Origin of the sequence: Lacicoccus qingdaonensis (assembly GCF_900101075.1) — a bacterium.
GTDB lineage: Bacteria > Bacillota > Bacilli > Staphylococcales > Salinicoccaceae > Lacicoccus > Lacicoccus qingdaonensis.
Map to the genome: position 1 here is coordinate 135,422 of NZ_FNFY01000004.1, position 14,896 is coordinate 150,317.

16 protein-coding genes are annotated in these 14,896 nt (G+C 41.7%); 1 reads left to right on the forward strand and 15 read right to left on the reverse strand.

Annotation, left to right across the window (positions count from 1 at the left end):
- Positions 1-6: 6 nt before the first annotated feature.
- Genes lpdA through BLR15_RS04150 form a run of 4 tightly spaced genes read right to left on the reverse strand, consistent with a single transcriptional unit; the run spans position 7 to position 4,523 of the window.
- A complete protein-coding gene (lpdA, locus tag BLR15_RS04135; RefSeq protein ID WP_092984960.1) occupies positions 7-1,422 on the reverse strand; it encodes a dihydrolipoyl dehydrogenase in 1,416 nt (471 codons plus the stop codon).
- Between the two features lie 13 nt (positions 1,423-1,435).
- Positions 1,436-2,500, reverse strand: a complete 1,065-nt coding sequence (gene buk, locus BLR15_RS04140) for a butyrate kinase (RefSeq protein ID WP_092985032.1) — start codon at positions 2,498-2,500, stop codon at positions 1,436-1,438.
- Positions 2,501-2,510: 10 nt separating this feature from the next.
- Positions 2,511-3,605: a Leu/Phe/Val dehydrogenase gene (locus BLR15_RS04145; protein WP_092984962.1), complete on the reverse strand. Its 1,095-nt coding sequence runs from the start codon at positions 3,603-3,605 to the stop codon at positions 2,511-2,513.
- Between the two features lie 27 nt (positions 3,606-3,632).
- Entirely contained in the window at positions 3,633-4,523 is an 891-nt protein-coding gene (locus tag BLR15_RS04150) for a phosphate acyltransferase (protein ID WP_092984964.1), read from the reverse strand.
- A gap of 153 nt (positions 4,524-4,676) precedes the next feature.
- Between BLR15_RS04150 and BLR15_RS04155 the strand changes: the two genes are divergently transcribed.
- Positions 4,677-4,937: a DUF2627 domain-containing protein gene (locus BLR15_RS04155; protein WP_092984966.1), complete on the forward strand. Its 261-nt coding sequence runs from the start codon at positions 4,677-4,679 to the stop codon at positions 4,935-4,937.
- Here the strand turns inward: BLR15_RS04155 and recN are convergent.
- The 11 genes from recN to accB form a co-directional block, all read right to left on the reverse strand.
- The gene (recN, locus tag BLR15_RS04160) at positions 4,934-6,604 is read right to left on the reverse strand and encodes a DNA repair protein RecN (protein WP_092984968.1); all 1,671 of its coding nucleotides are present in this window, start codon (positions 6,602-6,604) and stop codon (positions 4,934-4,936) included. The two genes, BLR15_RS04155 and recN, sit on opposite strands and share 4 nt — an antisense overlap.
- An 18-nt stretch (positions 6,605-6,622) precedes the next feature.
- Entirely contained in the window at positions 6,623-7,075 is a 453-nt protein-coding gene (gene ahrC / locus BLR15_RS04165; protein ID WP_092984970.1) for a transcriptional regulator AhrC/ArgR, read from the reverse strand.
- Between the two features lie 84 nt (positions 7,076-7,159).
- Positions 7,160-7,942, reverse strand: coding sequence for a TlyA family RNA methyltransferase (locus BLR15_RS04170; protein WP_092984972.1), 783 nt, complete (start codon positions 7,940-7,942; stop codon positions 7,160-7,162).
- On the reverse strand, positions 7,923-9,812 hold the full coding sequence (gene dxs, locus BLR15_RS04175) for a 1-deoxy-D-xylulose-5-phosphate synthase (RefSeq protein WP_092984974.1): 1,890 nt from the start codon (positions 9,810-9,812) through the stop codon (positions 7,923-7,925). Before dxs ends, BLR15_RS04170 begins: the two co-directional genes overlap by 20 nt.
- 81 nt (positions 9,813-9,893) lie before the next feature.
- On the reverse strand, positions 9,894-10,769 hold the full coding sequence (locus BLR15_RS04180) for a polyprenyl synthetase family protein (RefSeq protein WP_245696575.1): 876 nt from the start codon (positions 10,767-10,769) through the stop codon (positions 9,894-9,896).
- The gene (gene xseB, locus BLR15_RS04185; RefSeq protein ID WP_331465667.1) at positions 10,762-10,968 is read right to left on the reverse strand and encodes an exodeoxyribonuclease VII small subunit; all 207 of its coding nucleotides are present in this window, start codon (positions 10,966-10,968) and stop codon (positions 10,762-10,764) included. Before xseB ends, BLR15_RS04180 begins: the two co-directional genes overlap by 8 nt.
- Positions 10,961-12,301: an exodeoxyribonuclease VII large subunit gene (gene xseA / locus BLR15_RS04190; protein ID WP_092984980.1), complete on the reverse strand. Its 1,341-nt coding sequence runs from the start codon at positions 12,299-12,301 to the stop codon at positions 10,961-10,963. The genes xseB and xseA overlap by 8 nt, the downstream gene beginning before the upstream one ends.
- A complete protein-coding gene (gene nusB / locus BLR15_RS04195; RefSeq protein ID WP_092984982.1) occupies positions 12,288-12,698 on the reverse strand; it encodes a transcription antitermination factor NusB in 411 nt (136 codons plus the stop codon). Before nusB ends, xseA begins: the two co-directional genes overlap by 14 nt.
- 18 nt (positions 12,699-12,716) lie before the next feature.
- Positions 12,717-13,067 (reverse strand): Asp23/Gls24 family envelope stress response protein, encoded by a 351-nt coding sequence (locus tag BLR15_RS04200; protein WP_245696578.1) that lies wholly within the window; start codon positions 13,065-13,067, stop codon positions 12,717-12,719.
- 21 nt (positions 13,068-13,088) lie between these two features.
- Positions 13,089-14,435: an acetyl-CoA carboxylase biotin carboxylase subunit gene (accC, locus tag BLR15_RS04205; protein WP_092985034.1), complete on the reverse strand. Its 1,347-nt coding sequence runs from the start codon at positions 14,433-14,435 to the stop codon at positions 13,089-13,091.
- A complete protein-coding gene (gene accB, locus BLR15_RS04210) occupies positions 14,435-14,872 on the reverse strand; it encodes an acetyl-CoA carboxylase biotin carboxyl carrier protein (RefSeq protein ID WP_092984986.1) in 438 nt (145 codons plus the stop codon). The genes accC and accB overlap by 1 nt, the downstream gene beginning before the upstream one ends.
- Between the last annotated feature and the right edge of the window lie 24 nt (positions 14,873-14,896).

Genomic DNA, 14,896 nt, shown 5'->3' on the forward strand with positions numbered 1-14,896 from the left:
ACCTCCTTAAACATGTATAGCCATTCCTTCAGCATCCAGTCCCAGTTCCATCAAAATCTCGGATATCGACGGATGGGCATGAACACTTGTACCGAGTTCCAATGCTGAGGCATCTAAAAACTGGGCAAGCGCGACTTCATTTATCAATTCGGTCACTTTCGGGCCGACAAGGCTGACACCGAGTATATCCTTAGTCTCCGGGTCGACAAGAATTTTGCCGAAACCATTTTCATTGCCTTCGATAACTGCTTTTCCAATCGTGTTCAACGGAATTTTATGTGATTTGAATGAGATATCCTGCGCCTTCAACTGTAATTCAGTCATGCCGATTGATGCCACTTCCGGAGAAGTATAGATGCATCTCGGCACGTGGTTGTAGTCAAGCTGGTAAGGGTCACTGTCCGCCATATGAGTTACAGCATTGACCGCTTCTTTAGTCGCCACATGAGCCAGCTGAAGATTCCCTATGCAGTCGCCTGCTGCATAAATATGATTGTTCTTCGTCTGGTAATGTTCATTTGTTTTTATAAAGCCGTTGTCCAGCTCAATTTTAGTGTTGGTCAATCCGAGATCATCAATGTTTGGACTTCTGCCTACAGCTACTAGCACTTTATCAAATGCCATTTCACTGTCCAGACTGACTTTCACAGAGCCGTCCTGAACTTTGATGCTGTTTTCGTCAAGACTGATACCTGTTTCAAAATGAATACCCCTGCCCGACAACGACTTCTTCAGCGTCCTGCTCACCTCTTTATCTTCATCGGGCAGTATATCATCACCTGCTTCAAGCACTGTCACATCAGAACCCAGGTCGTTCAGCATACTTGCAAACTCAAGACCGATGACACCGCCGCCGATAATGGCAATACGCCGCGGAATATCATCCAGTTCCATCATATCATCACTGGATAGGACCAGGTCATGATCGAACGGCAGAAATGGCAGTTCGCGCGGCTTTGAACCTGTTGAAATCAATACGTTCTGGTTTACCAGAATTTCACTCTCAGCCTCGTCATCATCAGGGTCTTCCACAGCCACAGTACCCGCCATGGGAGAAAACAATGAAGGTCCTAAAATTCTGCCATGACCTTCAAAAATATCTATGTTGTGTTTTTTCATTAAATAATGGATTCCTTTATACATCTGGTCGACCACTTTATTTTTACTGTCGACTATATTTTTCATTTCAAAAGTCGGCGTCTCATTGTCAATTCCGTAGGCCGAAGCATTCTTCATCACTGATACGACTTCTGCTGATTTCAAAAATGATTTTGTCGGGATACATCCTCTGTGCAGGCATGTCCCGCCAAGTTTGGAGCTTTCAACAACTGCGGTTTTCATTCCGAGTTGAGAGGCCTTGATTGCTGCGACATAACCTGCTGTTCCGCCGCCTAAAACGACCAGATCATATTGATTTGCCATCTTTTTATCCCCCTTAGATATATTCTTTGAGTTTCTCTTCACCGGTAAGCACCCGGTAGGCACCTTCTGCCAGTGCCTGCATTTCTTCTTCTCCCGCGTACACTTCCACATCTCCAAGAAACTCAATGTACGGCCTGATCAGATCAATCAGGAACTTGCTGTGTGCAAGACCTCCGGTAAATAAAATCCCGTCAATATCGCCTTTCAACACAGTCGCTCTTGAGCCGATTTCCTTGGCAATCTGAACACTGAGGGATCGATATAGATCCAGTGAGTACTGATCGCCGTCAAGTGCTTCACGTTCTATTGTCAGAGCATCTTCCGTACCTTTGAGTGAGATGAATCCGCCCTGCTTGCTGATGATGGTATTTATTTCATGCAAAGTCAGCTGATTATCAAAAATATACTTTGCAAATGCACGATTCGGCAGAGCACCGCTTCTCGTCGGGCTCATCGGTCCGTCACCATACAATCCGTCATTTACATCTATGACCCTGCCCTTTTCATGAGCGCCGACAGTGATTCCGCCGCCCATATGAACAACAATCACATTGACATCAGTATAATTTTTTCCAAGTTTTTTCGCAAAATTTCTGGCAACGGCCTTCTGATTCAGGGCATGAAATATTGAAACCCTGCTGATATCCTTTAAGCCGGTCATACGGACTTCATCAATCAGTTCATCAACAACCACCGGATCTGTAATCGTTGCCTGGATGTCATGGTCTCTGCCAAGTTCATGGGCAATGACAGCACTGAGGTTCGAAGCGTGCTCGCCATTATTAAAAGAGGTAAGTTCATCGAGCATCAGCCTGTTCACTCCGTACGTGCCGCCGTCGATAGGTTTCAAAAGTCCGCCTCTCGCACTGATGATGTCAATATTATCCAGCCCGATACCATTTTCATCCAAAAATTCCTGGATTGAATTTAATCTGAATGGAAGCTGCTTCAACAGGGGCAGACCGACCTGTGAGGTTGAGTGTCTCAGCGTTTCACTGCATACTTCCTTTTTATTTTCAAAGTATGCCACTTTTGTAGATGTACTTCCCAGGTTCAATACTAATATTTTAAAAGTCATAAGTCTTTTATTATCCTTTTTTGAATTGATTCTTTTCATTCAGTGAGAATGTGCTTCTCACACGCATTATCTGATTGATACGGCTTTCGGCCAGACGGTCTGCAGCTTCTGCTGTAGAAATATCATCTTCTTTCGCTATAGTGAAAATTTTATCCATCTGATTGTATATTTCTTTGACCTTTTTAACGGCCCTTTCTTCATCATAGCCTTCCAGTTCATCGGCAACATTGACGACACCGCCGCTGTTGACCACATAGTCAGGAGCATATACTATACCTTTTTCAGCCAGCATTTCACTGTGCTTCACATCATCCTGAAGCTGGTTGTTCGCACTTCCACAGATCGCTTTCACTTTCATCTGAGGGATGGTATCGTCGTTTAAAATACCGCCGAGCGCACATGGTGCAAAAATATCAGCCTCTACGCCATATATTTCATCCAGTCCGACAGCGGTGGCACCGTAATCTTCAACAGCCCTGTCCACAGCTTCCTGATTGATATCCGTAACTATGAGCTCCGCACCTTCTTCGTGCAGCAGTCCGCACATTGTATAGGCTACATTGCCGACACCCTGTACTGCGACAGTCTTTCCTTTTAATGAGTCATCACCGAAAGCTTCTTTGGCTGTACGCTTCATCGCCATATAGACTCCGAGTGCGGTTTTGGGGCTTGGGTCTCCGCCCGATCCATAGGATTCGCTGATACCGCAGACATAAGGTGTCTCCTGATAAATGAGATCCATGTCCTGAACTGTAGTGTTGACATCTTCAGCTGTGATGTAACGGCCGCCAAGACTGTTTATATATCTCCCAAGTGATCTGAAGAAAGCTTCTGATTTATCCTTTTTAGCATCTCCGATGATTACTGTCTTACCGCCGCCGAGATTCAGTCCTGCTGCAGCATTTTTATATGTCATTCCCTTTGCCAGTCTTAAAACATCTGTAATCGCTTCTTCTTCAGTTTCATAATTCCACATTCTGGCGCCGCCGAGCGCAGGACCAAGGGTTGTATCGTGTATACAGATAATCGCCTTCAATCCACTCACTTCATCATAACAAAATACCAGCTGTTCATAATCATTATGTGCCATTTCTTCGAATATCATTTAAAAACTCTCCTTATATATGAATAATTAAGATATAGATTTCATCGCCAGACATATCGAATGATATTTATCTTCTGCACTGTCGGCCCGTGAAGTTAAAACTATAGGTACTTTGGCGCCAAGAATCGTTGCTGCCACTCTCGAACGAGCTGAATAGACCAGAGACTTATACAATATGTTTCCGGCTTCAATTTGAGGTGCGATGAGAATATCTGCATCACCTGCGACTTCGGACCGGATATCTTTTGTCGCAGCGGCGGTTTTTGAAATCGCCAGATCATATTGTAGCGGCCCATCTATAAGTGAATCATCTCTATTATAACTATTAATTATGCTTTCAGCCTCCAAAGTAGTTGATATTTTAGGGTTAATCTTCTCAATCGCTGAAAGAATAGCTACTTTAGGCATTTTTATATTTAAACTGTGTGCAAAATCAACTGCATTATTTATGATTTGTTTCTTTTCTTCGATCCCCGGTGATATGTTCATTGCAGCATCTGTCAATAATATCGATTTATGGTAATTCGGAAGATCAAAAACAGCAACATGGCTGAGCAGTTCACTGTCAATCAGGCTGTGTTCCTTATTTAATACTTCCTTTAAAATGACCGATGTCGGTATCAGGCCTTTCATCAATATATTACAAGTGCCATCTGCCGCTAATTTTACTGCACATGAGGCTGCTTCCTGATCATTTTCAATATTATGTATGGTGATATCAGGATGGTCCAGATATTTTTCATCTATGGACTCGATCAGCCCATACAGCGCTTTTTCGTCATCTACAAGATGTGCGGTTATTCCATATGAATCCACAAGCTCCAGCACAGGCCGAAGCACATCATCAGATGCTGCACGACAGACTGAAAGCGCAATCATTTCAGTTTTTAATTGACTGAAAATTTCATCGAATTTCATTAACTTCCTTTCCCCCTTTTATTTTTATTATACATACTCAAACCCGAAATTACACAAAAAAGCAGATATGTGGAATATTAAGAATTTTTGTTGAATTGAACAAATTAATCGAACGTTGTATAATGACTAGGACATTAAGATTGGGTGAGTAGAATGCAGAAATTCATTGCACTTTTAATACTGGTCATACCGGCGGTGCTTGCAGGTGTAGGAGTAAAATTAATGAGAGACAGCATGTTCGGGGTCATCAACGATCCATTTACAATGACTGCAGTACAGTTCATTGTCGGACTTGTTTTATCCATCGCCGGCATATGGTTTATCGGCGGTTATATTTTGCACCGTGAACAAAAGAACAAACGTGCTGCTGAACGTTTCCGGAAAAAAGAAAACACAACTGTTGATAAAGATTAATCGACAGTTGTGTTTGTTTTTATTAAAGAACGTGCGTTCAGAAGCGCTGCTTCGGTAACGTCCTGACCGCTCAGCATCCTTGCTATTTCATAAATATGATCTTCATCAGTCAGGTATTCGGTGGTTGTTATTGTCCGTCCGTTGTCACTTTCTTTGGTGATATACAGATGCCGGTCGGATATGGCAGCCGCCTGGGGAAGATGTGAGATGACAAGAACCTGCCTGCCTCGTGACAGTATCTTCATCTTCTCTGCCATTTTGGTAGCGACCCCGCCGCTCACACCTGTATCAATCTCGTCTAAAATGAGCAGGGACTGCTGGTCATACTCTGTAAATATCGACTTGATGGCAAGCATCACCCTGGACATTTCCCCGCCTGAAGCGACTTTGTTCATCTCTTTCAGCGGTTCACCCCTATTCGTGGAAATCATGAACTGTATATCACTGTAGCCGAGTTGATGAAACTTCCCCTGCCCGATCCTTATTTCAAAGTCAACCTGGGACATTTCCAGATCCATCAGTTCCTTTTGAATCCTGCTTTCCAGGAAGTGTTTCCTTTCGTTTCTGAAATTATGAAGTGCCTTGGCATTCTGCTCCATATTCCCGAGCAATGCTTCTTTTTCTGAATTCAATTTTTCAAATGAATGAGAAATGTTTTCGAGCTCCTGTATATTGCCGTCCAGCTCATCCAGATACAGAATCAATTCTTCGTAGGTTTTGTTATACTTTCTCTTTAAAAAGTTGATGCTGTTCAGTCTGGTCTGAATATCATTCAGTCTCTGCTCATCATAATCCATGGAAGCGATACTTGATGTAATATGTGATTCAAGCTCCTGGATGATGAAATAGCTGTCCATGATTGTCGGACCGTACTCTTTGAATTCAGAATTATACTGAGACAGGGATTCCAGCTGCTGGTTCAGATCATACAGTGTTCCCTGGGGACTTCTTTCAGAAGACAGTATATCTTTTATAAATCTCATAGAGTCGAAAACTTTCTCGAAGTTCATCAGATATTCCAGTTCTTCCTCAAGTTCACTCTCTTCGTTGTCCTTCAATTCGAGTGCGTCAATTTCCTGGTACTGATGCTGATACAGTTCCAGCGACTCAATTCTGTTCCGATCCCTGTACTCTAGGTCCTCTATCTTTTGTGTGATGGCCAGATAATCATTATAATCTTTCTGATAACTGTCAAAAATAACTTCATTCTGAATGTCCAGAAATTTATCCAGATACAGAATATGCTGACCTTTGTCCAGCGCGTCCTGCTGGGAGGACTGTGCAAATATACTCACTACTTCATCCATGATTGTTCGGAGCTGGCTCAAAGTGATCATACGATTATTAATTTTTATAATGCTTTTTTTGTTCTGCATTATTTCACGGCGGACGATATACAGTTCGTCCTGGTCGATGTTGAACCGCTCCAGTAAATCACTGAGCCGTGGAGTCTCGGGAAAATCAAATACACCTTCTATCATTGAACCTTCGGTATTATATCTTATATCATCATGTGAAGCCCTTTTGCCATACAGATAATTTATCGCTTCGATGATCATGCTTTTACCTGCACCTGATTCCCCTGAGATTACAGTCAGGCCATTATGAAAATCGAGTTCTATATTCTCCAGTATTGCAAAGTTTTTAATGTTTAAACGTAAGAGCACTTACAACACTCCAATTTATCAGATCAGATTGAATATCCGATCTCTGATTGCTTTTTGTGAATCTTCGTTCCGGCATATCAACAAACATGTATCATCGCCGCAAATGGTTCCTATGACCTCTTCCCACTCCAGCTGGTCTATGATTGCACCGATTGACTGTGCGTTGCCGGGAAGTGTCTTTAAAACGAGGAGGTTTTCAGTATAATCCAGCTTGACGAAACTATCCATCAGGTACCTGCCAAGTTTTTCCAGAGGATGATACTTGCGATCTTTAGGAAGACTGTATACATAAGCACCGGTCGGTGTCGGCACTTTTATCAGCTGAAGCTCTTTTATATCTCTTGAAACTGTCGCCTGCGTCACATTGAAATTATAGTCATTGAGCATGGTCACAAGATCTTCCTGCGTTTCAATCTTGTTGTTCGTTATGATTTCTCTGATCTTTATTTGTCTGATCGATTTGTTTGACATCGTAATCCCCCATATTGAAAGCATGTATATTTATACATATAATATCACAGCTTACAAAAAAAGTGCACTAAAAAAGACATACAACTATAAAATAGATTGAATGTCTTCATCAGTAATATGATTTTTTATACTTTTATCATGAGTTAAATAAAGTAAATATTCCTGATTGCCTTTAGTGCCCCTCACTTTTGACCTGACGATGGCATCGGGATGGAAATTTAATTGTCTGCATTCTTTGATCACCCGCTCAATGACGTTTTTATGGGTGTCGGGAGAAGTGATTATACCGTTTTCTTCCCTCTCTTCAAGAAAACTTTCAAATTGAGGTTTGATCAGTGCAACAATTTCGAAAGGATGGTCAAACAGTTCACGAATATGTCTCAGAATAGGCACGATTGATGTGAAAGACACATCAATCGTCATTATTTCCGGCGGAGGATTGAAATCTTCTCTTTCCGTACTTTTGAAATTCGTCTGCTCTTTTACGATGACGTCGGGGTGGACTCTCAATTTATAATTGAGCTGGTTTATTCCGACATCCACCGCATAGACCAATGAGGCACCATTCTGCAGTGCACAGTCGGTAAAGCCGCCGGTAGAGCTGCCGATATCAATCATCACTTTTTTGTCCATGACGATATTAAAACAGTCAATTGCATACTTTAATTTAAGTCCGCCCCTTGAAACGAATGGTTTAATATTTTTAAACCTGATATCCGCTTTGTCCGGAATGATCATTTCGGATGGTTTATAAATCGGCTGATTATTGTTCAATACTTTGCCGGCCATTATAATCCTTTGGATTTCATCCACTGTGCCAATGTTGAAGTTGGCTTCGATAAATTCATCAATACGTACTTTTTTCATGTTTTGTTCCCATTAGTCTTACAGCCTGATCTTTGATGTTTTCAGCAGTGATACCGATGTCTTCAAGCAGCAGGTTTACGTCTCCATGTTCGATATATTCATTGTCTATACCAATTCTTTTTATCTTGTTCGTGTAATGGTTGTCACCGAGGAATGTGGCTATCATACTGCCCAGACCGCCGGTCAGCATTGATTCCTCGACAATGACAAGCGGTTTGCCTGACTGTCCCACTTTATGGAGATACTCTTCATCAAGCGGTTTTATGAATCTTGCATTTACTACACCTGCATGAATGTCTTCCTGTTCAAGCGCATTCGCAGCTTTTTCAGCAAGGGAAACGGTCGGTCCGAATGAGATGATATTTACATCGGAGCCTTCCTGTAATGTTTCCCATTTGCCTATATTGAACGGTTCCCTTGGAACAGACATATCCACCCCTTTGATATTTCCTCTGGGATATCTCAGTGCAATGGGACCATCATGATTCAAAGCAAGATTGATCATCTGCTCCGCTTCGAATTCGTCCCTTGGCATCATCAATGTTGTATTCGGCAGCGGCGAAATGAAACTTATGTCAAATACACCCTGGTGGGTCTCACCGTCTGCACCGACCAGTCCACTTCTGTCGATGCCGATGAATACATTCAGATTTTGACGGTCTACATCATGCAGCAGCTGATCATACCCTCTTTGTAAAAAGGTGGAATATATCGCAAGGTAAGGTTTCATGCCGTTTGTGGCCAGTCCAGCTGCCATCGTGACAGCATGCTGCTCGGCGATGCCGACATCAAAAAATTGATCCGGCAGTTCGTTCTGGAATTTTGTCAGCTTGCTCCCGACAGGCATGGCAGGGGTGATCGCGACAATCGATTTATCATCTTTTGCTTTATCCAGAACCGAGTTAGACATGAATTCACTCCAGGAAACCGTCGGTTTGCCGCCGAGCACTTCTCCAGTTTCAATCTTATAAGGACCGAGACCATGCCAGGTGCCAAGCTTATCATCTTCTGCAGGATGGTATCCTTTGCCTTTTTTAGTAATGACATGGACAACAACCGGTCCTTTACAGTCTTTCGCTGACTGCATCGCCTGTTCAAGGTCTTCAAAGTCATGACCGTCAACAGGCCCGATATATTTTATTCCGAGCTCCTCAAAGAAAACGCCTTCCACAACCAGATATTTCAGGCTGTCTTTAATACGGTCGGCGATATCTCTCAGCCTTGAGCCGACCTGCGGCATTTTTTGAATCGCATCTTCAATATCATATTTGAATCTGTTGTAATTGGTATTGGTTCTAATTCTGCCGAGCATGTTGTGCAGTGCACCGACATTCGGCGCGATGCTCATTTCATTGTCATTCAGGATGATTGTCATGTTCGTCTTGTCTGAACCGATATGATTAAGTGCTTCCAAAGCCATTCCGCCAGTCAGTGCACCATCTCCGATTATAGGGACGACCTGATAATTTTCCTCTTTAATATCTCTCGCTTTGGCAATTCCCATCGCTGCAGATAAAGAAGTGCTCGAGTGGCCGGCTTCCCACACATCGTGCTCTGACTCCCTCAGTTTTGGAAAACCGCACAGACCTTTATACTGTCTGAGAGTATCGAACTGGTCAATACGGCCAGTTAATATTTTATGAATATACGCCTGATGTCCGACATCAAAAATAAACTTATCTTCAGGTGAATTGAAGTGTTTGTGCAGCGCTATGGAAAGCTCTACAACTCCGAGGTTTGCACCTATATGCCCACCTGTCTCGGCACAAGACTGGATAAGAAATTCTCTGACATCCTGTGCAAGTGATTCCAATTGATTTACATTTAATTTTTTTAAGAATTTTGGATTTTCTATTTCAAAAAGATTCATAATACATCCAACCTTTAAATTTACTGTTTTTAATTATAACATTACTAACAGTATCTAAGATACAATAAGTTCCAACATTAATTAATTGTCTCTTACTGCAAATTTATCAAGTACATTTTTCAATTCATCAGTATTGATCATGTCACTCACGGCTTCCAGCTCCGCTCTGGCAAGGGCCACCCTTCTGTCCATCTGGTCCATGGCGCCTTCCAGACCGAAAGCGCTGACATAAGTGACTTTATCCTTACGTGCATCACTGCCGGTGTTCTTACCCGTAATTTCTACATCGCCGGTGACATCGAGTATATCATCTCTGATCTGGAATATGATGCCCAGATAATCAGCAAACTTCAATAGATGGAATGTTGTTTTTTCATCTGCGTCAGCAATGATTGCAGCGGCATTTACAGGCGCACTGATCAATTTCCCGGTCTTATAGTTGTGAATCTGTTCCAGATCTTCAAACGAACTCTCTTTGTTCTCAGCTTCTATATCCAGCATCTGTCCACCTATCATACCATTCTGACCGGCAGATTTTGAAATCATCTGTATGAGTTCCAATTTATCACCGGCAGATAATTTTTTATCGTTCGCAATGAGGCTGAAACTTTCCGTCAGCAGGTTGTCTCCCGCCAGAATCGCGGCAGCTTCACCGAAAATTTTATGGTTGGTCGGGTTCCCTCTTCTCAGGTCATCATCATCCATTGCTGGCAGATCATCATGTATAAGAGAATATGTATGAATCATTTCTATGGCACCTGCAGTCTTCAGTCCTGAATCTAGCGGTACGCCAAAGGCATCCAGAACAGCAAACAGCAAATATGGGCGAAATCTTTTACCGCCTGCTTTAATGGAATACTTACTCGCTTCCATGATAGTCTCCGATACATGATTTTCCTCAAGGTGTGTCAAGATGACATCGTCAATTTTATTAATATGGTAGTCAATATTATTCATCATTGCCGTCCTTGTTCAGAGTTTCCACTTTCAACTCTGCATCTTTTAGTATCTTTTCACATTCGCGGGACAGTTCGACACCCTTTTTATATAGTTCAAGGGATTTTTCCAATGATACATCATCATTTTCCAATTCTTTCACAATACTGTCCAGCTTATTCATTTTTTCTTCAAAGGATTCAGTCTTCTGCTCACTCATCATTGTTCACCTCTATTACTTTGGATATTACATTCCCTCTGTGGAAATGGCTTGTTATCAGTTCATCTTTTTTAATATTCCCTGCATCTTTAATCACTTTTTCATCTTTTGTCGTGTACGAATAGCCCCGTTTCAATACAGAAGTCGGACTCAATGAATCCAGCATTTCAATTTTATTCAATAAATTCCTGCTGTTGTTTTTATTGATCTGATGAATCGATTGATTTAAATTCTCATTAAGGCCTGCAAGCTGATTTTGATACATAATGATGGCGGGCATGGGAGACAGGTGGTTCAAACTGGATTGAATATGCTTTAATACATATGTATGCTCTTTGAAAGAGTTATTGAAATTTGAAACCAGTTTATCTTTTTGATTGATGAGGCGCTCAGTCTGCTGATCATACAGCAAGGATGGTGTCCTGAATTTATAGTACCCCGCAAGAGCATCCAATGACTGTTTCTTATATCGTATATTTTGCATAATATCACGTGTAAATTTCAGCTCGTTTTCTTTCAGCCGCTGGATGATGTCCTGATAGAAAGGTACAGCCAGTTCTGCCGCCGCTGTCGGCGTCGGTGCCCTCAAGTCTGAAATATAGTCCACCAGAGTAGTGTCGGTTTCATGGCCGACACCGGTTATGACAGGCGTTTTTGTATTGAAAACTGCCAGAGCGACGGACTTTTCGTTGAATGTCCATAAATCTTCAATGGATCCGCCGCCGCGTGCAAGTATTATCAGATCAGCTTTCATTGTGTCAGCATATTCCAACTGATTAATCACATCGTTTTTACTTTCCGCACCTTGCATAAGTGTGTTCAGCACATGAAGCGTTACTAAGGGATAACGTCTTTTGAACGTGGTGATCATATCTTTTACAGCTGCACTCGTGGCCGAACTGATCAGAACAATATTTTTCGGAAACTCCGGGATGGGCTTTTTATGCTCCTGATCGAAATAACCTTTGCCTGAAAGCTCTTTCTTATCTTTCTCCAGTTGTTCAAAAAGCTGGCCGATTCCGTCTATTTGAATATCTTCTGCATATATCTGATATTGACCGGTGTTTTCAAAGATGCTCACCCGGCCGGATATAAGCACTTTTTGACCTTCCACAGGTTCAAAAGTCAGCTTTGATGCAGCAGATTTAAACATGATGCCTCTGATAACAGAATGGCCGTCTTTCAGTGCAAAGTATAAATGTCCGCTTGAATGCAGTTTGACGTTTGATAATTCACCTGTAACAAAGACCCGTCGTAAATACGGGTCTTGGTCAAATTTATATTTTAAATATTTTGTCAAAGCCTTAACAGATAAATATTTATTGTTTTCCATCACTATTTTCATCCATTTCTTCTAATAATTCAGGAAAGTTTTTAAGTACACCGTTCACAAATTTATAACTGTCTTTGTCACCGTATAATTTTATGATCTTTACCGCTTCATTAATGATTACTCTTGGAGGCGATTCCTGCAGCAATAGTTCGGATACCGCCATTCTCAAAACATTTCTTTCAGCTTTGGAAATCCTCTCCAAAGTATAGTTTTTCAAATATCTGCTAATATGGACATTAACATCGTCTTTGTTCGATCCATAGTAGCTGACAACATCTTTTATATAAGAATAATCGCTGATCAGATCATAAAATGCAGCTTCTTCGAGTTTTACTGCATCATGATCTATTTGAAAAAGTATTTGAAATATTTTTTTACGCTGCTCATGTCTGTTCATAAAAACACCATTCCATCTTTATTTAATGATATTCACGATGTGAACATTTATTTCTTTTACCTGCTGCTCCAACATGGTGTGTAAAGTCTGATTGACATTAAACTGGATGTTCTCAGCAACTTTATGAACATTTACACCATCTTTCAATACTACGTAGGCCGACAAAATAACTTCATCGTCTTTTATATCAACACGCACACCGCGTCCGCGATATTTTTTTCCAAGCTTTTCTATATTACCACTTGCGAAATTGTTTTGTAAACTGTGTACGCCGGGTGTTTCTGTCACCGCGATGCTTGTTATCACTTCTATCACTTCAGGAGAAATATTAATAACACCTAAATTGGAATTCTGTGTTGAAATCTTCACTGTCATCACCTCTTGATATTATTATAACATGATATCATTTAAGGCTAAAAAATTTGTGTTGTAATTGTTATTGATGAAGTCATCATTGTTTAACAGGTTCATATGAAAAGGTATCGTCGTATCGATTCCTCCAATTATGAATTCTCCCAGAGCGCGTTTTGAAATATTGACGGCTTCTGCACGCGATTCGCTGTGAATAATCAATTTGGCTATCATGGAGTCGTAATACGGTGGAATGGTATAACCGCTGTAGCAGGCAGTATCCATTCTGACACCAAAACCGCCCGGAGTGATGAAGTTGGTTATCTTACCGGCAGAAGGCATAAAGTTTTTAGATGGGTTTTCTGCGTTAATACGGTATTCGATTGCATGCCCCTGGAAAGTGATTTCTTCCTGCTTAAAAGGTATTTCCTCTCTCATGGCAATTCTGATCTGCATTTTAACAAGATCTATCCCGGTAATCAATTCGGTAACAGGGTGCTCAACCTGTATGCGTGTATTCATTTCCATAAAATAAAAATTATCATCGTTCAGATCATATATGAACTCGATTGTACCTGCACCGATATAATCGATGCTTTTTGCTGCCGTCACTGCAGTCTCACCCATCTCTTCCCGTTTGGCGTCTGTAAGAATAGGACTTGGCGCCTCTTCGACAAGCTTTTGCATTCTTCTTTGTATCGTACAGTCGCGTTCGCCCAGATGAACGACGTTTCCGTGGTAGTCACCGAGCACCTGTATCTCTATATGACGGAAGTTTTCAATATACTTTTCTATATATAGGCTTTTATTGCCAAAGGCACTTTCAGCTTCCTGCTCCGTCATCTTATAGTTCTGGACGAGTTCTTCTTCGTTACGAGCGACACGGATACCTTTACCGCCGCCGCCGTAGCTTGCTTTAATTATGACCGGATAGCCTACTGAAGATGCAATCTCTTTTGCATCTTCCACCGACTGCACGACCCCGTCGCTTCCCGGTACCGTCGGAACGCCTGCCTTTTCCATAGTGTTCTTGGCAACGTCTTTGACGCCCATGAGCGAAATCGTTTCATACATCGGACCGATGAATATCAGATTTGATGCTTCGCACATTTCTGCAAAGTCACTGTTTTCAGCAAGGAAACCGTAACCGGGATGAATCGCATCACAGCCTGTTTTATTGGCGATGGTAATGATGCTGATCATATCCAGATAACTGTCTTTCGACAGCTTTGGTCCTATGCAGTACGATTCTGTGGCAAGTTTCCGGTGAAGGCTGTCTTTATCTGCTTCAGAATAAATACTTACGGATTCAATCCCCAGCTCACTGCATGCACGAATGATTCGTACTGCAATTTCGCCACGATTGGCAACTAATACTTTTTTAATCATAGGACTCTGAACAATGGCTGATCGTATTCAACCATATCTCCGTCTTCAACAAGAATCTCTACAATTTCACCGGAAGTTTCAGCCTGGATTTCATTGAATAGTTTCATCGCTTCCAAAATACACACTACTGAGTCATTGGACACATTGTCGCCAACTGCTATAAAAGGCTCAGACTCCGGAGAAGGCGCCTTGTAAAAAGTGCCTACCATCGGCGCTTTGATCAACTTGCCTTCTTTTTCAGCCGGTTCACTTTCAGATGCCTGACTGGTTTGCTGCGGTGCGACATTTGTAGTCTGTTTTGCAGGTACTTCCATTACTTCCCGCGGTGCTTCTTTTTTCAATTTGATATCGACGTCACCGTCTTTATAAGACAGTTCCGACAAAGATGCTTTTTCCATACGTTCAATTAATTTATCAAGATTATCAATATTCATAGCAATACTCCTTAAGGAAATTTC

What these genes read in the sequence shown, in the direction of transcription:
- accB (WP_092984986.1), bottom strand. Translation starts at nt 14,872, where the DNA reads ATGAATATTGATAATCTTGATAAATTAATTGAACGTATGGAAAAAGCA.
- lpdA (WP_092984960.1), bottom strand. Translation starts at nt 1,422, where the DNA reads ATGGCAAATCAATATGATCTGGTCGTTTTAGGCGGCGGAACAGCAGGT.
- BLR15_RS04170 (WP_092984972.1), bottom strand. Translation starts at nt 7,942, where the DNA reads ATGAAAAAAGTACGTATTGATGAATTTATCGAAGCCAACTTCAACATT.
- nusB (WP_092984982.1), bottom strand. Translation starts at nt 12,698, where the DNA reads ATGAACAGACATGAGCAGCGTAAAAAAATATTTCAAATACTTTTTCAA.
- BLR15_RS04145 (WP_092984962.1), bottom strand. Translation starts at nt 3,605, where the DNA reads ATGATATTCGAAGAAATGGCACATAATGATTATGAACAGCTGGTATTT.
- dxs (WP_092984974.1), bottom strand. Translation starts at nt 9,812, where the DNA reads ATGAATCTTTTTGAAATAGAAAATCCAAAATTCTTAAAAAAATTAAAT.
- BLR15_RS04150 (WP_092984964.1), bottom strand. Translation starts at nt 4,523, where the DNA reads ATGAAATTCGATGAAATTTTCAGTCAATTAAAAACTGAAATGATTGCG.
- ahrC (WP_092984970.1), bottom strand. Translation starts at nt 7,075, where the DNA reads ATGTCAAACAAATCGATCAGACAAATAAAGATCAGAGAAATCATAACG.
- xseA (WP_092984980.1), bottom strand. Translation starts at nt 12,301, where the DNA reads ATGGAAAACAATAAATATTTATCTGTTAAGGCTTTGACAAAATATTTA.
- buk (WP_092985032.1), bottom strand. Translation starts at nt 2,500, where the DNA reads ATGACTTTTAAAATATTAGTATTGAACCTGGGAAGTACATCTACAAAA.
- BLR15_RS04180 (WP_245696575.1), bottom strand. Translation starts at nt 10,769, where the DNA reads ATGAATAATATTGACTACCATATTAATAAAATTGACGATGTCATCTTG.
- BLR15_RS04155 (WP_092984966.1), top strand. Translation starts at nt 4,677, where the DNA reads ATGCAGAAATTCATTGCACTTTTAATACTGGTCATACCGGCGGTGCTT.
- xseB (WP_331465667.1), bottom strand. Translation starts at nt 10,968, where the DNA reads ATGAGTGAGCAGAAGACTGAATCCTTTGAAGAAAAAATGAATAAGCTG.